Source organism: Pseudomonas sp. NY15354, from assembly GCF_048068075.1.
Classification (GTDB): domain Bacteria; phylum Pseudomonadota; class Gammaproteobacteria; order Pseudomonadales; family Pseudomonadaceae; genus Aquipseudomonas; species Aquipseudomonas guariconensis_C.
In genome coordinates, this window is the sequence record NZ_JBLUPV010000009.1 from 1 (window position 1) to 19,413 (window position 19,413).

Annotated in this window: 15 protein-coding genes; 2 read left to right on the plus strand and 13 right to left on the minus strand. The window is 63.8% G+C overall.

Annotated features, from left to right (window positions below):
- Together ACNFCH_RS11305 and ACNFCH_RS11310 are read left to right on the plus strand one after the other, a co-directional pair.
- Positions 1 to 180: hypothetical protein (locus ACNFCH_RS11305; RefSeq protein ID WP_416742794.1), on the plus strand; the 180-nt coding region annotated here is incomplete at its 5' end.
- Between the two features lie 238 nt (positions 181 to 418).
- A complete protein-coding gene (locus ACNFCH_RS11310; protein WP_337157263.1) occupies positions 419 to 1,429 on the plus strand; it encodes an aldo/keto reductase in 1,011 nt (336 codons plus the stop codon).
- 97 nt (positions 1,430 to 1,526) lie between these two features.
- On the opposite strand, the gene ACNFCH_RS11315 is transcribed toward ACNFCH_RS11310, so the two are convergent.
- From ACNFCH_RS11315 to ACNFCH_RS11375, 13 genes are all read right to left on the minus strand, one after another.
- Positions 1,527 to 2,609: a metal-dependent hydrolase gene (locus tag ACNFCH_RS11315; RefSeq protein ID WP_416742795.1), complete on the minus strand. Its 1,083-nt coding sequence runs from the start codon at positions 2,607 to 2,609 to the stop codon at positions 1,527 to 1,529.
- An 81-nt stretch (positions 2,610 to 2,690) separates the two neighbouring features.
- Positions 2,691 to 7,391, minus strand: coding sequence for a hypothetical protein (locus tag ACNFCH_RS11320; RefSeq protein ID WP_337157265.1), 4,701 nt, complete (start codon positions 7,389 to 7,391; stop codon positions 2,691 to 2,693).
- 151 nt (positions 7,392 to 7,542) lie between these two features.
- Positions 7,543 to 8,793, minus strand: coding sequence for an OprD family porin (locus ACNFCH_RS11325; RefSeq protein ID WP_416742796.1), 1,251 nt, complete (start codon positions 8,791 to 8,793; stop codon positions 7,543 to 7,545).
- 76 nt (positions 8,794 to 8,869) lie between these two features.
- Positions 8,870 to 10,069 (minus strand): benzoate/H(+) symporter BenE family transporter, encoded by a 1,200-nt coding sequence (locus ACNFCH_RS11330; protein WP_337157267.1) that lies wholly within the window; start codon positions 10,067 to 10,069, stop codon positions 8,870 to 8,872.
- Positions 10,070 to 10,372: 303 nt separating this feature from the next.
- Positions 10,373 to 11,299, minus strand: a complete 927-nt coding sequence (gene catA / locus ACNFCH_RS11335) for a catechol 1,2-dioxygenase (RefSeq protein WP_337157268.1) — start codon at positions 11,297 to 11,299, stop codon at positions 10,373 to 10,375.
- A gap of 39 nt (positions 11,300 to 11,338) precedes the next feature.
- Positions 11,339 to 11,629: a muconolactone Delta-isomerase gene (gene catC / locus ACNFCH_RS11340; protein WP_416742797.1), complete on the minus strand. Its 291-nt coding sequence runs from the start codon at positions 11,627 to 11,629 to the stop codon at positions 11,339 to 11,341.
- A 94-nt stretch (positions 11,630 to 11,723) separates the two neighbouring features.
- Entirely contained in the window at positions 11,724 to 12,845 is a 1,122-nt protein-coding gene (locus ACNFCH_RS11345; RefSeq protein WP_416742798.1) for a muconate cycloisomerase family protein, read from the minus strand.
- 29 nt (positions 12,846 to 12,874) lie between these two features.
- Positions 12,875 to 14,203 (minus strand): MFS transporter, encoded by a 1,329-nt coding sequence (locus ACNFCH_RS11350; protein WP_416742799.1) that lies wholly within the window; start codon positions 14,201 to 14,203, stop codon positions 12,875 to 12,877.
- Positions 14,204 to 14,257: 54 nt separating this feature from the next.
- The gene (locus ACNFCH_RS11355; RefSeq protein WP_337157272.1) at positions 14,258 to 15,019 is read right to left on the minus strand and encodes a 1,6-dihydroxycyclohexa-2,4-diene-1-carboxylate dehydrogenase; all 762 of its coding nucleotides are present in this window, start codon (positions 15,017 to 15,019) and stop codon (positions 14,258 to 14,260) included.
- A 178-nt stretch (positions 15,020 to 15,197) separates the two neighbouring features.
- The gene (benC, locus tag ACNFCH_RS11360; RefSeq protein ID WP_416742800.1) at positions 15,198 to 16,211 is read right to left on the minus strand and encodes a benzoate 1,2-dioxygenase electron transfer component BenC; all 1,014 of its coding nucleotides are present in this window, start codon (positions 16,209 to 16,211) and stop codon (positions 15,198 to 15,200) included.
- 73 nt (positions 16,212 to 16,284) lie between these two features.
- Positions 16,285 to 16,770: a benzoate 1,2-dioxygenase small subunit gene (benB, locus tag ACNFCH_RS11365; RefSeq protein ID WP_323113585.1), complete on the minus strand. Its 486-nt coding sequence runs from the start codon at positions 16,768 to 16,770 to the stop codon at positions 16,285 to 16,287.
- Positions 16,767 to 18,125 carry a benzoate 1,2-dioxygenase large subunit gene (gene benA, locus ACNFCH_RS11370; RefSeq protein WP_416742801.1) on the minus strand — a complete coding sequence of 453 codons (1,359 nt, stop codon included), beginning with the start codon at positions 18,123 to 18,125 and terminating at the stop codon, positions 16,767 to 16,769. Before benA ends, benB begins: the two co-directional genes overlap by 4 nt.
- A gap of 160 nt (positions 18,126 to 18,285) precedes the next feature.
- Positions 18,286 to 19,242 carry an AraC family transcriptional regulator gene (locus ACNFCH_RS11375; RefSeq protein ID WP_337157275.1) on the minus strand — a complete coding sequence of 319 codons (957 nt, stop codon included), beginning with the start codon at positions 19,240 to 19,242 and terminating at the stop codon, positions 18,286 to 18,288.
- Between the last annotated feature and the right edge of the window lie 171 nt (positions 19,243 to 19,413).

A 19,413-nucleotide genomic window follows, 5' to 3' on the forward strand; every position in this document is an offset into this window, starting at 1 on the left:
CTTGACCGCTTCGATCTTGAATTCTTCGGGGTAACGCTGACGACTCATGGCACCTCCTATTTGGGCCTCATTATGAGGCTTGGAGGTGTCTACGAAACCAGGGGCGATTCAACCAGATGCGCAAGGTTAGCCAAGGCCGTCGATTCAAGTTTTACTTCTTTCATCGTTATAACTCCTTGAACACCGCTTTATTGCGGTGCAATTCACATTAGCCAACTAACCCTTGAACGCAAGAAAATACTATGTAGGAATACTCGCAGCTGACTGTAGGCGATTTCTGCACGGCATCTCTCAAAACAATATTCCCTTGAAGCTTCGATTCAGATAAAGCCATCAATACAAGACTCATGACCTTTCAAAGCAGGTGTACTCTGTGTAAAACGGTTTGGATCGCTCATCGCAAATAGGATGGTCTTCCATGATCTACCGCCCCCTTGGCCACAGTGGCCTTCAGGTTTCCGCCCTCACCCTGGGCAGCATGATGTTTGGCGAGCAGACCAGCACCGAGGACTCGCTGCGCATCATCGACAAGGCGTGGGACCAAGGCATCAACTTCATCGACACCGCCGACGTCTACAACGGCGGGCGTTCCGAAGAGATCGTCGGCGAAGCGGTGGCCCGTCACCGTCAGGACTGGATCGTCGCCTCCAAGGCCGGATTCGGCCCGGCCGAAGGTCTGCCCAACCGCAGTGGGCTGTCGCGCAAGCACCTGTTCAACGCCATCGAAGCCTCGCTCACGCGCATGGACCTGGACTACCTGGACATCTACTACCTGCACCGCGAAGACCACAAGGTACCGCTGGAAGAGACCGTGCAGGCCATGGGCGACCTGCTGCGACAAGGCAAGATCCGTTATTGGGGGGTATCCAACTTCCGCGGCTGGCGCATCGCCGAGCTGTGCAACCTGGCCGAGCGCCTGGGCGTGCCCAAGCCGGTGGTCAGCCAGCCCTTGTACAACATCGTCAACCGCCAGGCCGAGCCTGAACAACTGACCGCAGCCGCCTACCATGGCCTGGGCGTGGTGCCGTTCAGCCCGCTGGCCCGTGGCGTGCTCAGCGGCAAATACGCACCAGGCGCCGAACCTGCCGCCGGCAGCCGGGCCGCTCGCCAGGACAAGCGCATCATGGAAGTGGAGTGGCGCCAGGAGTCGCTGGCCATCGCCCAGAAGGTCGATGCCTATGCCCAGGCCAAAGGGGTGGGCATCGTCGAGTTCGCCATCGCCTGGGTGCTGAACAATCAACTGGTCAGCTCGGCGATCGTCGGGCCGCGCACCGAGGCGCAGTGGGACACCTATGCCGGTGCGCTGGAGGTGAAGATCACCGCTGAGGACGAGGCCTTCATCGATTCGTTGGTCACCCCGGGACATGCCTCGACGCCCGGTTTCAACGATGTGGCGCACTTCGTCACCGGGCGCCTGGCTCGCCCATAGACCTTGGGGCGCTGAACAAGTTGTAGCCGCTGGAGAAGCCTGCGATGGGGCGCGCAGTGCCCCCTTTGCAATCACCCAGCCTCGGCGATTGCAGGGCTCAACGCCCTGCCTCGCCCTGGCCTAGGTACTTCTGGGTCCAGGCCGCGAGCGGCAGCGGAGGCTGCTGCTGGACGATGCGCCGCCAGATCAACGCCAGATCCTCACCGTTGAGCATCGAGCCCACGCCATCGCCCAGCCACAGCGTCGGCGTCACCGCGTTCCAGCGCCCGGCACCATCACGGCTGGCCATCTGGAAACGGAAGGTGTAGTTGCCGGGAATGCCCATGCGCAGGTCAGTCACCACCAAGGCATCGCCCACCACGTCGTAGCGCAGCCAATCGTCGGTGAACCAGCGCAGGCGCTCATGCAACGGCACGCCATGCAACACCTGGGCAGTCTCAAGGTTGAGGGGCTGACGCTGCATCTCCGGCGGCTCGCGATCGAAGGCGCTGCTGATGCCTTCGTAGTACTGACCGTCCGGGGTCTTGGCCAGCACGCGCCAGACCAGGCTGTTGAAGGCGATGGGCACGGCGCGCACGTGCGTCACGGCGATGCCCTGCTGATCCAGGGCGCGCGCGAAACGCTGTTCAGCCGCCACGCGTCCGGCCAGCCCGAAGCCCAGGTAGGCGGTGCTGAATGCCAAGGCCACCCCCAACACCGGGATCGTCCTGCCGCCCATGCCCTTGAAGGCCGCGAACAGGACAGCGCCAAGCAACGGCAAGGTGTACACCGGATCGATGATGAACACCGCCGCCCAGCTCTGCGGGGTCAGGTTCAGTGGCCAGAACAGCTGGGTGCCGTAGACGGTGAAGGCATCGAGTATCGGGTGGGTCACCAAGGCCAGCCAAAACGCCAGGAACAACCTCGGCAAGCGGTAGCCCTGGTCGGGCCAGCGCCTTCGGGCGATCGTGCTCACCAGCCAGGCCAGCACCGCCGCCAGGGCGGTGAGCACGAAGATGGAGTGGGAAAACCCCCGGTGGTAGGTCATTTGCGACACCGGGTCCGCGTAACGGATCAGCACGTCGAGGTCGGGCAAGGTGCCCAGGGCCGCGCCGTATAGCAACGCGCGACGCCCCTGGATGCGCCCCAGCACCGCGCCTTGGAGGGCGGCGCCGAGGACAGCTTGGGTCAGTGAGTCCAAGATGAAGGTCCCTGAGCAGGTTTTTCCAGCAACCTACCGTCATCCTGCTGGCCCGTGCAAACCCAATCGTTGGCCGCTCGATCAGAACGGGATGATGCCGTCTATTTGCTCCAGACGCAGCTCGCCACGATAGATCGCCAAAAAGTCCCTGCCGCTGGCTGCGGCCTGAAGCTGCGCCTTGCGCCCCAGCTTACGTTGCGTCCAGAGCTTCAGATGCCCTCGGCTGAACTTGCGCGCAGGCGTCGTGTCGCTTGGGTAATGAAAGTGAGCTTCCCAGAGCCCTTCCCCTTCCCGCTCGCCCGAGCGAATCCTGCGACGGATTTCATAGACCTCCAGGTAATCGCTGGCTGAAAGCGCCTTGCGCTCTCCGGCCCGCTGTACCGTGATCGCCCGCTGGTCGAACAGAAAACGCAAACTGTCGGCCGTGGGGTGGGAAGTCGACAGGTACATGCCCGTCAGCAGGTCCCGCTTGACCGATTTGAGACGGGTCGCGGCATCATTCAGCGCTTCGAACAGCTCATCTTCGGGGGTGAGACGAGGCAGTCCGGCCTGCGCTTGCTTGAGTTTGTCCAGATGCCCATCGATCACCGTCGATAGCCCGTTGGGCTCATCGGTTTTCACGTACAAACGGGCAAGTTTGACGACCGAGTCGACCTGATCGACGAGTGTCTGCGCCTTTTTTCGCACGATTCGCGGATCCGCCGAAGGCACAGGACGCTCACCCTCGGTGCTTGGCTGGGCGCTGCTCTCGACCCATTGCTCGCCGGTCTTGTGGAACGTCTTGATGACCGTCTGGGTACGGTAGTCCCGTTGCTGCATTACCGAGGTGTCACCGATCTGGACTTCTTCGCCCAGGACGCTTCGCCCGCGGTTGGTCCTGACCACATGCCGCCGACCGCCGCGACCGGCGTAAGTCGAGGTTCTGGGCACCGGTGGCTCTTCGAGTTCCAGCTCCCTGACCGCCTGCGCCAAATCCCGCTCCGCCGAACTCTTGATGTTTTCAAGGCTGCTGGCGTAGCGCTGCAACCATGACAGCTTGACCGCTGGCCCACCACAACTTTCCAAGTAGTCCGCCAACACGTGTGCCTCCTGGTAGGCCTCCACGACGCCGGTCAGGACCTCGATCTGCTCGCTCAGCGAAACCCCACTGGCAGGCAAGTCACCATGGGCGTTGCCGGCGCTTTTCAGGGCATCGTTGGCCAAGTAGTCGGAATACTGCGCCAATGTGGGCTCATCCACGTCGGCAAGTCGATCGAGGCTGGCCTCGGCGAGGTCCATCAACTGTTGAAACTCCAGATCGATCGCGGACAACCGGCGTCGCTGGATGATTTCCCTGAGTTTGCCGTCTTTGTTGACCCGCTCACCTGTGCTGTCCTTGAAGACGATCGAGGTGTCCTTGAGGGTGTCGCTGAGTTGGATGTCGAACACCCTGGACATCTCGATCAGCTGGGTCTCCCATTCGATGACCTGTTCCAGGCGCTTTCTGAAGCGCTCGTACTGACGAATTTCCTCTTTGCTTTCCGGTTTGACGACAACGTCCTTGGCCAGGCTGTCCAGGTCCTCGCTGTTGATCATCTGGGCCATTCCATCATAGAACTCCGACAGGTTCTCGATGAGTTCCTGACGCGTTGCGTTGCGAAGATCGATGACCACACGACTGGCGCGCGCAAGGTCCTCGGCCTCGCCGACCATGGTCGAAAGGCCTACGCTGAGCCTCATGTCGGCAAGCTGCGAGAGCACTTGATCGTGCTCCACGCCGTTGTCGATCAGTGCCTTGAGCTCACGCAGGATCGTTTGATTGATCTTTTTGCGCAGTTCTCGCGTCAGTTCCAGGTCGCGCTCGGTCAACGCATCCCGATCCGCCATCGCCTCCAATTGCTCGATGCGTTGGTCTTTCTCGCTCAACAACGTGCGGTGCTTTTCCACGGCGCTGGTCAGGGTATTGTGCTTCTCGGTCAGGCTTTGGTCCTGAAGGCGCAGTGCTTGGACCAATGCCTCGTTCTTCTCCCGGAGTTTCTGCACACGGCTCTTGGGCATGCCACCGCGCAGCTGCAGCGCATGGTCGATCCGCCAGCCATCCTCGATGAAGGTCATCCGCGGGCCCTCGCCGCCGGACGGGTCCATGATGCGGATACCGTCCTCGCTCACCTGCGCCTGGTAGACATCCCCTGCAAACGTCAGGTAATGATGGCCAGCAATCTCGTACAACCCTCGACGGGCTCCGGCGGTGATGATCGGCTGCTTACCCAGGGACACGTCCGAGCGCATCGCCAGAAGCGCCTGCCGGCGTTCGGCCGGCAGCACGTTCAGGCCATGGGCACCTCGCCAGGTGAAGTCCAACTGCGTGGTCAATCGCCCCAATGACCCCGGTAGCCCCACTTTGCCTTGCACACGCTCGATCGCTGCCACCTGCACGGTCGGCCGCAGCAGCCTGTGTTGTGCAAACGCCGGCGCCTGCGGCATTCGGGGCGTGACGGTCGATGCCTGGGTAGGCAAATGCTGGTGCATCAGCGCCATCGAAGCGTTCAGCAGCAGATCCACCACGGCGCTGGAGCGCGAGAACGCGCTGGCGCTGCTCAACGCCGCCACATCGTTGCTCACGGCATTGATGGCCTGGATCACCCAGGCGACCGTGGCCACCGGCCCACGCAAGAACAGTGTGGCCACGTCGAACAGCAGCCAGGCTCCTTGGGAAAGGATCGCCCAGCGACTTTCAGCGTTGGATACCGACTGGCGGTTGGCCAATTCGACCAGCAGATCGCGGTTGGCCTGGTAAAGCTTGGCATCGACGTCGATGCGCCAGTACTGGGGAGCGAACTTGACAGGTTTCACGGGCAAAAGCGTCAGCGAGGTATCGAGGATCGGCCGTATCAGGTGAGGCTCATGGAAGCCGCCGTGGGCATACACCGGCCGCGCATCGGCTGCCAGCCATTGCAGGACACTGTCCTGCAGCGCCCCCTTCTGTCCGATGGCCTGCATCATGGCGTCGAGGCTGCTGAAGATCATGAGTGGCGCGTCGGCATAGAGCGGCCTGTACAGCAGCACCCGCGACGGTTGGGCGCAGAACAGCACATACATCCCGCCAACCCGATCCTCGGCCTTCGCCTTGGGCTCACGCTTGAATGCCAATGGCATCAACATCGTGGCGGGCAGCGTTTCGTCGATATCACCGCGGCAGAAGTCGACGACGCACTGCAAGGCCTCATCGTCCAGGGTGCCATCGCGCTTGGCCGACAATGCACTGAACAACAAGCCACACCGCCATTCCCGGGCAAACCGTTCAACCCTCTGCTCGCGTGTGGCAGGGTCATCCAGGCACTTCGCGACATAGGCCGGATAGTGCGCACCGATGTCCACCCGCTGAACCAGCGACTTGGCATAGTCGACCGTCATCCAGTCCATGATCAGTTGCCCTTCGCGGTGCGTGATGCCCGTCAGTTGCGCACCCTGGAGCGAACTCAGATTGCCGATCGCGAACTCGGTCAGGGTCATGCTGCGCCGCTCCACGCTCCCGTCGCCCACCCCTACCCCGGCGCCACCGGGCGTGCCATGGGCCTGCGTGAGCGTCAGTTCAAGGTCATCGGGAAAGTAGTTGGCATCGATCGGGTGGTCCTTGAGCAGTTGCTCACGCAGACGCTGGCTGGCATAAGCGTGTAGGGAAAGCACGTCCGCCAGGGCCGAGACGCCTTCGCTCTGTGCCTGGGCCAGCGCCAGGTCGAACAAGGCACATTGATAGGCGAAACTGTCCTCGTGCGACGCACTTTGCACCTCGCTGGGCAACGCCAGGTGGGTGTCGGTCGCAACTCGATACCCGTCGATGAAATACTGCGATGGGTCCGTCAGCGCAGCCAGCACCTGCTCAGCTTCGTCGACGTTGGTCAACTGCGTGTGCTGTAGCCGGCGTGCGGCGGCCAGCAATGCCTCCAGCATCGCCGCAGCCCATTGCGCGAAAACGTCCCCGGCCAGTTCGTGACGGTCCCAGGTGAGCGTCTCGAAGTCATAGGCGTCGACCAGTTCGCCTTGCAGCGCCTGAGCAAAAGCGTCGAGCGAGTCGAATGCCTGGATCACGCTGGACGGCGCGCACCAGAGAAACACCTTGCGCGCATCGTTCTCGGCCATCACCAGCAGGTTGGGCAGCAACCGGGAGAATGCCTGGTCTCCCTTCTTCATGTGCACCTCGAGAATGCACACGCCCGCCGATCGTGCCCCGATGGCGAGCAGGTCTCGAATACAGGCCTGTTGCTCAGCGTCCAGATTCTGCAGCGCCAGATTTTCCAGCAAGGCGGACTTCACCGTCTGTTGCAACCACCGGTCGCGGCTTACGCCTGCGCTGGCGTCTTCACGCCAATAGTCGACCTGCGCCTGACAGAACAGCTCATCGAACAGTTCAAGCAGGTCATTGAGGGCCTCGCCGAGGTCCTCGAGCTTGATCCGATCGCCATCGGCGGTTTTGCGTGGGTCTTTGATGGCATAGAAACGCGACGGCACTTCGAGGCTAAGGCGGTAATCCAGGCCGTCCACGAAGGAAAAGTCCAGTCGCTCACCCTTCAGCCACGCCTGCAGCACGTAGTCGACGAACGGGCGGACCGACCAGAACCCTCCTGGTTTGGGAATCATCACTTTGAACGCTTCGGCACTGGTCAGCTCCGGCCGGTGGCGGGCGATCAGTGGATAGCGCTCGATCATCACTTTCATGATCTGCTGGCCAGCCACCTGACGCAGGGTCGGACGGCTGGCGAACTGCATTGCCACGGCGTGTTTGTGGTCGCGAACGTGGGGCATGACGGGGCTCCTGATGAGTGGGCCACGCAGGATAAAGACCGGCTTCGCGCCGGAGCCCCTACATATTGCTTGGTTTGAAACGCCTCGCCAGGCACTGGAACGTCCACAGGAACAACGCCGATCAAGCCTGTGGACGCGCCGCTGTTGCTGATCAGAACAACTGCCAGGTGTATACCAGGATCAAGCGGTTCTCATCGATGTCACTGCGATAGTTGGAGCGTGCCATGGCATTGCGCACACGAATCCCCAGCCCCTTGAACAGCCCACCCTGCACGGCATAGCCCAGGTCGATGTCGCGCTCACGGTCCTTGCCCTCGTAGCCTTGGCCGGTGTCCACGTTGTTACCGGTGATGTAGCGCACGGTGGCGGTGAGCCCGGGGATGCCTAGGGCGGCGAAGTTGTAGTCGTAGCGCGCCTGATAGGAGCGCTCGTCGGTGTAGGCGAACTCATAGGTCGGCACCTCGTTGCCCAGCGGCGAGATGTTGGCGAACACCCGTGGGAATGGGCTATCACCATAAATGCCCTGGTAGCCGACATGGAAACTGTGCCCACCTTGCCGGGCGGTGAACAACGAAAAGAACGCCTGGTTGTCGATGTTGCCCAGCAGCGCATCGCCGTCCTCGCGCGCAGTGAAGTAGCCCAGGTTGGCGCTCAGCACCCAATCGCCCACGGGCTTGCTGTGCTTGAGGCCGACGAAGCCCTGTTCGTAAATGTCCTCCAGTTGGCCGTACCAGAGGCTCGCGCTGCTTTGGTTGTCGTTGAAGGCGTAGTCGCCGCCGATATAGTTGAAGGCATCGCTCTGTGCCTGTCGCATGGGCACATGACCGAGCATGGCGATCATCTTGTCGTCACCGCCCTCGTTGCGCAGGTGACTGGAGGTCAGATGCCCGGCCTGCAACGTCAGGCCCGCCAGCTCGGCCGAGCTCAGGTTCACGCCCTGGTAGGTGGGTGGCAGCAGGCGGATGTCACTGAAGGTGAGCACCGGCAGGTTGGGCTGCAATTCACCGACGCGCAGCTCGGTCTTGGATAGACGCGCCTTGAAGGTCGGTGCCAGACGGCTGTATTCATCCGCCGCGCGACCATCGCTGTGCACCGGCAACAACCCGGTGTTGACGCGGTCCGGGCTGCTGTCGAGCTTGATGCCCAGCAGGCCCAGGGCGTCCACACCGAACCCCACGGTGCCGGGGGTGTAGCCGGACTTGAAGTCGAGGATGAAGCCCTGGGCCCACTCCTCGGCCTTGGACTGCTGATTGGCCCCGACGATGTCCGAATAGTCGCGGCTGAAGTAATAGTTGCGGGCGCTCAGGCTGGCCTTGGCATCCTCGAAAAAGCCGTTTTCGGCAGCCAGCAAAGGTTGGCTGAGCAAGGTGATGCCCAGGGCGACGCAAGGGGTGTGATTCATTCCGAAGCTCTCTTTGATCTTGTTTTTATGGGTAAAGCGCTGGGAACGCGTAGGTATCGAGTGATCGCTCTCCTCTTCAGCGGGCGCGGCGCAACGCCGCTTGAGCACGAGGTCGACGCAGGCGTGGCAAGGCGTGGGCGGTGAGCCCGAACAACAGCCCCCAGAAAGCCGCCGACAGCCCCAGGAAGGACACGCCGGAGGCCGTCACCAGGAAGGTGAACAGCCCCGCGTCGCGTTCGGCCGGCTCGGACAGGCTCCTGGCCAGGGCCTCGCTGATCGCGCCGTACAGGGCCAGGCCAGCCAGTGCGGCAATCAGCGCAGCGGGAAAGGCCGCGAACAGCGACATCAAGGTAGCGCCGGCGATCCCCAGTAGCAGGTACAGCACGCTGCCGGACACCGCCGCGACATAACGACGGCGTGGATCTTCATGCGCTTCACGGCCGGTGCACAGGCTGGCGGTGACCGCCGCCAGGTTCAGCCCATGGCAGCCAAAGGGCGCGAGCAAGGCGCCACCCAGGGCGCTGGCACTGATCAATGGGCTGGCGGGCACGGCGTAACCGGCGCTGCGTAATACCGCCATGCCGGGCATGAACTGCCCGGTCAGGGCCACCAGCACCAGGGGCAACGCCAGGCTGAACAGGGCCGTGACGCTGAACTGCGGGGCGATCAAGCGGGGCGAGGCCAGCTCCAGCACCAGCGCATCACTGCGAAACTGGCCGCTGAGCACCGTGACGAGCGCGCCGACCAGCAGCACCGCCGCCACCGCATAGCGCGGCTGACGCACGCGCATCAGCACGTAGGTGGCGAACATCGCCAGCACCAGCGCCGGCTGCACCGGCAGCGCGCGAAACACCTCGGCGCCGAAACTGAACAGAATCCCGGCCTGCATGCCGGCGGCAATGGAGCCCGGCAGGCGAGCGATGATGCGGTCGAAGGCGCCGCTGATGCCGATCACCAGCAGCACCAGATTCGCCACCAAGTAGGCGCCGACGGCCTGTGCCAGGCCCAGCTCCGGCAAGGCGGTGACCAGAAGCGCCGAGCCCGGGATCGACCAGGCGATCACCACCGGCACCCGATAGCGCAGGCTCAGCAACGCCCCCAGCACCGCGCTGCCCATGGACACCGCCCAGACCCACGAAGACAGCACATCGTGGGACAGACCCGCGGCTTCGGCCGCATGGAAGATGATCACCAGGGGTCCGGCGTAGGAAATCATCGTCGCGATCATGCCGGCGACGACGGCCGACACGGAGCAATCGTTGAACAGGTCTTTCATGGGACCTCTCGCAAGCTCTGGCCGGCCTTGGTGGCTGGCACTTGTTTTGTGTTGCCTTCATCGCAGGCTGGCGCTGGCTCCGCGGTGCTTTCTTCGCCGGTAAACCCGCTCCCACAGGGTCCGCGCCAACCTCTCAACAGCGCTGTCCGTTGACTTCATCGCAGGCCGGCGCTGCTTCTGCGGGGCTTTCTTCGCGGGTCCCCCCACAAGCCCTGCGCCAACCTCAACAAGGGTGGGAGGCGTGGGTGGCAACAGCGACACCGTCCTTGTGGGGTTTACCCGCGAAGCGGACACCTCGGTGTATCAGGCCTGCTGCAACGCCCGTGGCCGGCCGCTACGCTGCTCGGCCTCGCTGTCCACGGCCTTCTGCAGCTGGAAGTCGAACGCGAGCTCGGCATACCGACCTTGCACACCCCGCGCACCGTCCTCGCGGAACGTGATCTCACCGACCAACCCGTCACGGGTGGCGTAGGCGAAGTCGTCCCACAGGTACTGGTCACCGGCCAGATTGATCTGGGTGGTCAGGTGGCGATAGCCCGGCGCAGAGATGAAGAAATGGATGTGCGCCGGACGCTGGCCATGACGGCCCAGCAGGTCCAGGCACTCCTGGGTCGGCCCCTGTGGGTCGCAGCCGTAGCCCGACGGCACGATGGAGCGAGCGCGGTAGCGGCCCTGGGCGTCGGTGACGATGCGCCGGCGCAGGTTGTACTGCGACTGGCTCTGGTCGAAGAACGAGTAGGTGCCGCGGGTGTTGGCATGCCACAAATCGACCGTGGCGCCGGCCACCGGCTGGCCTTGCGGGTCGAGTACCTGGCCTTCGAGGAACATCACCGTGGCCACGCCCTCCTCGCTGCCGTCGTCCATGCGCACTTCGCCTTCAGCAATAGGCGCACCGGCAACATACAGCGGGCCTTCGATGGTGCGCGGGGTGCCACCGGTCAAGCCGACCTGGGCGTCCTTGGCGTCCTGCAGCAGGTCGAGGAAATGCTCAAGGCCCAGGCCTGCCACCAGCAGCCCGGCTTCGCCGCGCCCGCCCAGACGGTTGAGGTAGTCCACGGCGAGCCAGAACTCGTCCTCGGTGATCTCCAGGTCCTCGATCAGGCGGGCGGTATCCTGCAATACGCGCTGGATGATGCGCTTGATGCGCGGGTTGCCGTCGTCGTTGCCGTAGCCTGCGGCTTCCTGGAAGAACGTCTGGATCTCGGCAGTATGGGAAATCTTCACGGTCATGGTGTGTACCTCATCTTGTTCTTGTGCAAGGGGTTCGAATCAGCGGTCGTCGCTGTGGATCGACGAGGGGTGACGGCACAGGCCGTCGACCTCGATGTCCATGTAGGGGAACAGCGGCAACTGCATGAGGGTGTCGTGCAGGGCCTCGACGCTGGGCACGTCGAACACGCTGTAGTTGGCGTAGTGCCCGGCGATGCGCCACAGGTGGCGCCAGGTGCCCTCACGCTGCAGGCGCTGGGCCAGTGCCTTTTCATCAGCCTTCAGTTGCGCGGCCTTGGCCGGGTCCATGTCGACCGGCAGCTTCACGGTCATCTTTACGTGGAACAGCATGGGGTTCTCCTCGAGTCTGGTTAAGTCGTTGTAGGCGCGGCTTTAGCCGCGTACACCGGCACAGCCGGTGCCATCCATAGGGTTGTGTGCGCCTTCAGCGGCGGGCGAAACGCGCCAGGCGGGCTTCGTCCAGCGTCAGGCCCAGGCCCGGCGTGCGTGGCACATGCAACTGGAAGTCGCGGTACTCCGGCGCTTGGGTCACGATCTCTTCGGTCAGCAGCAACGGCCCGAACAGCTCGGTGCCCCAGGTCAGCTGGCGCAAGGTCAGGAAGGCGTGGGCCGAGGCCAGGGTGCCGATCGAGCCTTCGAGCATGGTCCCGCCGTACAGGGCGATGCCGGCGGCCTCGGCAATCTGCGCGGTGCGCAGCACGGCGCGGGGGCCACCGTTCTTGGCGATCTTCAGGGCGAAGATGCTGGCGGCGCCGTCGGCGGCCAGGCTGAAGGCGTCCTCGACGCTCTCGATCGACTCGTCGGCCATGATCGGCGCCGGGCTGCGCTGGTTCAGGCGGACCTGCCCGGCGCGGTTGATGCGCGAGATCGGCTGCTCGATCAGGTCGATGCCGTTGTCGCCCAGCACCTGGCAGGCGCGGATAGCCTGGGACTCGTCCCAGTACTGGTTGACGTCCACCCGTACGCTGGCCCGATCGCCCAGTTCACGCTTGATCGCCACCACGTGCTTGAGGTCTTGCTCCACTGGGTTGGCACCGATCTTGAGCTTGAACACCCGGTGGCGACGCACCTCGAGCATGTGCTCGGCCTCGGCGATGTCGCGGGCGGTGTCGCCGCTGGCCAGGGTCCAGGCCACTTCCAGGCTGTCACGCACCCGCCCGCCGAGCAGTTCGCTGACCGGCAGACCCAGGCGTTTACCCTGAGCGTCGAGCAGCGCGCTCTCGATGCCGGACTTGGCGAAGGTGTTGCCCTTGGCCAGTTTGTCGAGCTTGAGCATGGCGGCATTGATGTTGTCCGCCGGCAGGCCGATCAACGCGGGCGCCAGGTGCGCGTCGATGTTGGCCTTGATGCCCTCGGGGCTTTCATAGCCGTAGGCCAGCCCGCCGATGGTGGTGGCCTCGCCGACGCCCTCCACCCCGTCGCTGCAACGCAGGCGCAGGATCACCAGGGTTTGCTGCTGCATGGTGTGCATCGCCAGCTTGTGCGGGCGGATGGTCGGCAGGTCGACGATGATCGCCTCCAGCCGGTCGATAGTCGGGCTTGTCATGCAAGGCCTCCAGTTGCGTCAGTGAACGGTCAGGCCTGGGCAGGCGCGGCCAGGCCGTGGCGCCGGCCACTGGCCAGGTGCACGGCCATGGCCAGCGCGGCAATGGCTCCAGGAATGGCAAAAGCGATGAAGTTCAGTTGCAGCGGCAGGTTGATGCCCATCAGCGCACCGCCCAGCAGCGGGCCGACGATGGCGCCATTGCGGCCGATACCCGACGCCCAGCCCAACCCTGTGGAGCGCACCGACAGGCCGTACAGCTGGGCGGCGCCGGCATACAGCAGGATCTGTGTACCGATGGTGGTGGCGCCGGCGATGAAGATCAGCCCATAGAGCACCGGCATCGGGCTGTTCACGCCCAGAAGGCTGATCGACAGGGCCGCAGCCAGGAAGAACGCCACCTTGACCTTGACCAGGTTGTAGCGGTCCCCCAGCCAGCCGCCGAAGATCGCTCCGGCCATGCCGCCAAAGTTCAACGCCAGCAGGAACGACAGGCTCGAGCCCAGGCTGTAGCCGGCATTGGCCATCAGCTTCGGCAGCCAGGAACTGAGTGCGTACACCATCAGCAGGCAGCAGAAGAACGCCAGCCACAGTGCCAGGGTGCGCACCGCCAGGCCCTCGCGAAACAACGCCGACACCGAGGCGCCCTTGGCCTTGCGCTCCACGACCTGCAGCACATCGTCCGCCTGCACGTCGCACTCTGGATCCAGACGCTTGAGCAACGCGCCGGCCTCCTTGACGCGGCCCTGGCGCACCAGAAAACCGATGGACTCCGGCAGGTAGTAGAGAATCACCGGCAACAGCAGCAGCGGCAGCGCCGCGGCAAAGAACATCGACTCCCAGCCAAAGCGCGGCAGCAGGTAGATGCCGACACCCGCCGAGAGCATGCCGCCCAGGGAATACCCGCTGAACATGATCGCCACCAAAGTGCTGCGCAGGCGCTTGGGCGCGTATTCGTTCATCAGCGCCACGGCATTGGGCATCAAGCCGCCACAGCCGAGCCCGGCGATGAAGCGGTAGACGCCGAACTCGCCGGGGCTGGTGGCAAAGCCATTGAGGATGGTCGCTCCGGAAAACAGCGCAAAGCACAGGGCAATGCCCTTCTTGCGGCCGATACGGTCAGCCAGGCTGCCGAACGCCAGGGCGCCGAACATCATGCCGAACAGCGCATAGCTGCCCAGGGCACCGGCCTGTAACGGGGTGAGCCCCCACGCTTTCATGATGACGGGCAGGACCACGCCATAGATGAACAGGTCATAGCCGTCGAAGATCAGCAGCAGGCCGCACCAGGCCATGACCATCCAGTGAAAGGGCGTGAAGCGGGCATTGTCGATGATCGCTTGGACGTCGAGGGTTCGCATGGCATCTATCTCTGTTGTTTTTGTTGTGTGAAGAAAACCTTGCCGCAGGCGGCCTCAGCCGAGGTCGCCACCACCGACCGGCAACGTGACGCCGGTGATGTAGGAGGCCTCGTCGGAGGCCAGGAAGAGGATCGCGCCGACCTGCTCGTCGATGGTCCCGTAGCGCTTCATCAGGCTGCTGGAAAGGGTCTGGTCGACGATCTGCTGGTACCAGGTCTTTTCCTGCTCGCTCTGCTCAGCGCTGTTGCGCGGGATGCGCCGCGGTGGCGCTTCGGTGCCGCCCGGCGCGGTGGCATTGACGCGTACACCGCGTCCGGCGGTTTCGAAGGCCAGGCAGGCGGTCAGCGCGTTGACCCCGCCCTTGGCCGCGCCGTAGGGCACGCGGTTGACGCCACGGGTGGCGATGGACGAGACGTTGACGATGGCGCCGCTGCCGCGCTCGAGCATGTAGGGCAGCGCCGCGTGGCAGCACCACAGAGTCGGGAACAGCGAGCGACGCACTTCGGCCTCGATCTGCTCGACGTCGTAGTGTTCGAACGGCTTGGCCCAGATGGTCCCGCCGACGTTGTTGATCAGGATGTCGAGGCGGCCGAAGGTCGCGACCGCCTGTGCCATCACCTGGGCGCAGTCGGTGTGTTGCTCAAGGTTCGCGATCAGGGTCAGCACCCCCTCCCCGGCCAGCTCGTGGACCAGCTCGGAGCGGTCCACCGCCACCACCTGGGCGCCTTCGGCCTTGAGCCGCCAGCACACACCACGGCCGATGCCTTGGGCGGCGCCGGTGACCAGGGCGACCTTGCCTTGGAATCTGTTGTTCATCAGCGATTCTCCAGTTGCCCGCCGTCCCTGTGGGAGCGGGTTTACCCGCGAACACCGGCACAGCCGGTGCCATACACCGCGTTGCTTGCTTCGCGGGTGAACCCGCGCCCACAGCGTTCGCGTACGCAATAAAAAGAGGCCGCCCTCACCCGCACGATGCGGGCAGCCCCGTGAAACCTCAGGCCGCCGCCGCGGCGAATTTCTCGTAGTAGAAGTTCGCCGGGGTGATGCCTTGTTCGCGGATGTACTGGCTGACCGCCTCGACCATCGGGGGCGGGCCGCACAGGTAGACGTCCACGTCGCCGTCATTGAGGTGGCGTGGTTCGATGTGCTGGGTCACATAGCCCTTGTGCGGGTACTGGCTGTCGGGGTTGGCCACGCAAGCGCTGAAGGTGAAGTTGGGAATCCGCGCGGCCAGGGCCTGCAGGCGGTCCAGCTCGACCAGATCGAAGTCGTTGGTGACCCCGTAGATCAGGTGCAGCGGATGCTCGCTGCCCTGCTCGGCGACCTTTTCCAGCATCGCGGTGAAGGGCGCCAGGCCTGTGCCGCCGGCCAGCAGCAACAGGGGCCGCTGGATCGCCCGCAGGTAGAAGCTGCCCAGCGGACCGGCCAGGGTCATCTGGTCACCCGCCTTGGCCAGGCGGGTGAGGAAACTGCTCATCAGGCCGCCCGGCACGTTGCGGATCAGGAAGCTGACCTCGCCGTCCTTCTGCAGCGAGCTGAACGAATAGGCGCGGGTCTGTTCGCTGCCCGGCACCTTGAGGTTGACGTACTGCCCCGGCAGGAACGCCAGGCGATTCAACGCCTCGCCCTTGATCGACAAGGCGATGGTGCTTTCGGACAACTGGCGCACATCGCTGATGGCCGCCTCGAAACTGGCCTGCTCGGTCTTGCACAGCTGCGAGGAGGCCGGGATGCGAACCACGCAATCGCTCAGCGCGCGCATCTGGCAGGTCAGGACGAACCCTTGGGCGATCTCGTCTTCGTTCAGGGCGTCTTCGATGAAGTTGTCGCCCAAATCGTAACGCCCGGCCTCGGCCTGGCATTTGCAGGTGCCGCAGGCGCCGTCGCGGCAGTCCAGCGGGATGTTGATGCCTTGGCGGTAGGCGGCATCGGCGACGCTCTCGTGGCCGTCGGCCTGGATGAAACGGGTGACCCCGTCTTCGAAATTCAGTGCGATCTGGAAGCTCATGGCGTACCTCCGGGGCGAGCCTGGCCGCGGCGCGCCTTGCGGCACCCCGAGCAGCCCTCGCCGTGACCTGGAATCAGATGTGGTAGATGTCGATGACCTGGCGGACGTAGTCGTTCTTCAGGACCACCTTCTTGGCCAGGATCAGCGGCTGTTCACCGCGCAGATCGAGGGTGTAGAAGCTGGTGCCGAAGTAGCTGTCGGTGGTCTTGTAGCGAAAGCTCAAGGTGTGCCAGTTGAAACGCACCTGGCACTGGCCATCGCCCTGCTCGACGATCTCGATGTTGCTGAGGTTGTGCGAGGTGCGGGTGTCCGGCACCGTGGCGCTGGAGCGCTCGGTCTTGATGCGGAACACCCGGTCCTCCAGACCGCCACGGTTGCCATACCAGATCAGCGAGATCTCACTCTGCGGGTCTTCGGTGAGCGTGTCGTCATCGTCCCAGGAGGGCATCCAGAAGGTCGCATCGGCGGCGTACAGCTCCAGCCATTGGTCCCACTGGGCGTCATCCAGGTAGCGCGCCTCGCGGTAGAGGAAGTCGCGCACGGTCTCGTAAATGCTCATTGCACAGCCTCCACGGGGATCAGTCGCTGTTCCTGCTCCAACGCTTTGAGCATGGTGTCCTGCCAGTACTTGTGCTGCAGCACGAACAGGCCTTCGTCCTCGGTGCGCACGCCTGAGAGCAGCGGTTGCAGTTCGATCTCCTTGGCCGCCTCGTCGGCACCTTCGACCCAGTGGGCCGCGCCGCGGGACATGTCATTCCAGCCGGTGCCGGCGCCGTAGCCAGTCTGGCAGGAGCGGAACTCCTCCAGGTCGTCCGGGGTGGCCATGCCACTGACGTTGAAGAAGTCCTCGTACTGGCGGATGCGCTTGGCCCTGGCCTCGGCGCTCTCGCCCTTGGGCGCGATGCAGTAGATGGTGATCTCGGTCTTGTTCACCGAGATCGGCCGGGCCACGCGGATCTGCGAGCTGAACTGGTCCATCAGGTACACGTTGGGGTACAGGCACAGGTTGCGCGAGTTCTCGATCATCCAGTCGGCGCGGGCCTGGCCGAAATCGGCGGCCAGTTGCTCGCGGCGCTCGTAGGCCGGACGGTCCTCGGGGTTGGCCCAGCGGGTCCACAGCAGCAGGTGGCCGTGGTCGAAGGAATAGAAGCCCCCACCCTGCTTGGCCCAGGCGCCGGCGCTCATGGTCTTGATCTCGTCGCCGGCCTCGCGCTGCTTGCGCTGGTTCTGGGTGGCGGCGTAGTTCCAGTGCACGGAGCTGACGTGGTAGCCGTCGGCGCCGTTCTCGGCAGTGAGCTTCCAGTTGCCTTCGTAGATGTACGAGCTCGAACCGCGCAGCACTTCCAGGCCCTCGGGGGACTGGTCGACGATCATGTCGATGATCTTGGCCGACTCGCCCAGGTGCTCGCGCAGCGGTTTGACATCCGCGCTGAGGCTGCCGAACAGAAAGCCGCGGTAGGACTCGAAGCGGGCGACCTTGGTCAGGTCGTGGGAGCCGTCGCAGTTGAAGCTGTCGGGGTAGCCGGCGTTGGCCGGGTCCTTGACCTTGAGCAGCTTGCCGCTGTTGTTGAAGGTCCAGCCGTGGAACGGACAGGTGTAGCTTGAGCGGTTGCCGCGCTTGTGGCGGCAGAGCATGGCACCGCGGTGGCTGCAGGCATTGAGGAAGGCATTGAGCTCACCGTCCTTGTTGCGCGCGATGAAGATCGGCTGGCGCCCCATGGTCAGGGTGAGGAAGTCGTTTTTCTCGGGGATCTGGCTTTCGTGGGCCAGGTAGATCCAGTTGCCCTCGAAGATGTGTTTCATCTCCAGGTCGAACAGGCGCGGGTCGGTGAACATCTCCCGCTTGCAGCGGTAGACACCTTTTTCCCGATCGTCCTCGAGCATGGCATTGAGGTAGTCGAATCCCAGGGACATGGCCAGGGTCTCCATTGTTATTGTTCAGGCCAGGTCAGGTTAGGGATTGGGCGGCGGGGGCAATATCCGGATCGTGCAGAGTGCTATCCACTTTGTGCAGGCAGATCGGCGCGTTGTCTGTACGGGCGTGCGCAATCGCGGGCAAGCCCGCGAGCGGGGGTCAGTTGCGGCGCTTGAGGGTCTCGGACGGCAGCTCGCCGAAGCGTTGCCGGTAGTGCTCAGAGAAGCGACCGAGGTGCAGGAACCCATAGTCCATCGCCAGCTCCGTGACATTGCGTACCGAACAGCTGGCATCGCGCAGGCAGGCATGGACCTGCTCAAGCTTGCGTTGACGGATGTACTGCTTGGGCGTGGTGCCCAGGTGGCGGTCGAACAACGCATACAGCGAGCGCACGCTCATGCAGGCCTGCTCGGCCAGCCCTTCGGCGGTGAGCTCGAGCTTGAGGTGGCGATCGATGTGCTCGAGGATGCGCTCCAGGCTCGCCCCCGCCGCGCCCAGGGGTTCGCGCTGGACATTGGTGCTCATCAGCGTCAGCAGCTTGCTGGCGACGATCTGGCTGTAATGGCCCTGCACCCTGGGCAGCGAATCGCTCACCTCGGCCTCATGGCACACCATCGACAGCAGGTTGACGAAGCCATCGAGTTCCTCCAGCCGATAGTGATTGCGCAGGAAACGCACCCCGCCGCTGGGCCGGTGCCAGCGCTGCTCGTCGCAGATCGAGTCGAGCAGGTGGGTGGGCACCTTGAGGATGAACTTCTCGCAGTCCTCCGAATAGGTCAGGTCCACTGGTTCATCCGGGTTGATCAACAACAGCTCGCCTGGCACCAGGTAATGCTCGCGCTGATGCCCACGCCACAGGCAGTTGCCGTTGAGCAGGATCTGCAGGTGATAGATGGTCTCCAGCGCAGGCGATGTGACCCGCACGCTGCCGCCGTAGCTGATGCGGCACAGGTCCAGTTCGGCCATCTTGCGGTGGCTGAGGCTGGATTGGGGATGGGTGGTGCGGGACAAGCCGATGCAATGCTGGCCCACATGCCGGTTGACGTAGTCGGACACGACATAAGGGTCAGCGCGATGAAACACGCTGCTGCGCTCGCTCAACAGGCGGCTTTCCATAGGCAAGGCACTCGGCTTCGTTATTGTTCTGGTCGCCGCGTCCTACGGGCACTGGGGCCAGTGGTTGCGGTCGTTCACGGTCAGTCTATCGAGCCGATGGAGGGTGTATGTGGGCAGGCGACCATCGGCGTATCGTTCGCGACACATAACCAAAAAGCCGGACCTTAGGCA

Coding starts and splice junctions, on each gene's coding strand:
- ACNFCH_RS11325 (WP_416742796.1), bottom strand. CDS start 8,793: ATGAATCACACCCCTTGCGTCGCCCTGGGCATCACCTTGCTCAGCCAA.
- ACNFCH_RS11375 (WP_337157275.1), bottom strand. CDS start 19,242: ATGGAAAGCCGCCTGTTGAGCGAGCGCAGCAGCGTGTTTCATCGCGCT.
- ACNFCH_RS11345 (WP_416742798.1), bottom strand. CDS start 12,845: ATGACAAGCCCGACTATCGACCGGCTGGAGGCGATCATCGTCGACCTG.
- ACNFCH_RS11355 (WP_337157272.1), bottom strand. CDS start 15,019: ATGAACAACAGATTCCAAGGCAAGGTCGCCCTGGTCACCGGCGCCGCC.
- catA (WP_337157268.1), bottom strand. CDS start 11,299: ATGACCGTGAAGATTTCCCATACTGCCGAGATCCAGACGTTCTTCCAG.
- benB (WP_323113585.1), bottom strand. CDS start 16,770: ATGAGCATTTACGAGACCGTGCGCGACTTCCTCTACCGCGAGGCGCGC.
- ACNFCH_RS11310 (WP_337157263.1), top strand. CDS start 419: ATGATCTACCGCCCCCTTGGCCACAGTGGCCTTCAGGTTTCCGCCCTC.
- ACNFCH_RS11320 (WP_337157265.1), bottom strand. CDS start 7,391: ATGCCCCACGTTCGCGACCACAAACACGCCGTGGCAATGCAGTTCGCC.
- ACNFCH_RS11350 (WP_416742799.1), bottom strand. CDS start 14,203: ATGCGAACCCTCGACGTCCAAGCGATCATCGACAATGCCCGCTTCACG.
- benC (WP_416742800.1), bottom strand. CDS start 16,211: ATGAGCTTCCAGATCGCACTGAATTTCGAAGACGGGGTCACCCGTTTC.
- benA (WP_416742801.1), bottom strand. CDS start 18,125: ATGTCCCTGGGATTCGACTACCTCAATGCCATGCTCGAGGACGATCGG.
- catC (WP_416742797.1), bottom strand. CDS start 11,629: ATGCTGTTCCACGTAAAGATGACCGTGAAGCTGCCGGTCGACATGGAC.
- ACNFCH_RS11330 (WP_337157267.1), bottom strand. CDS start 10,069: ATGAAAGACCTGTTCAACGATTGCTCCGTGTCGGCCGTCGTCGCCGGC.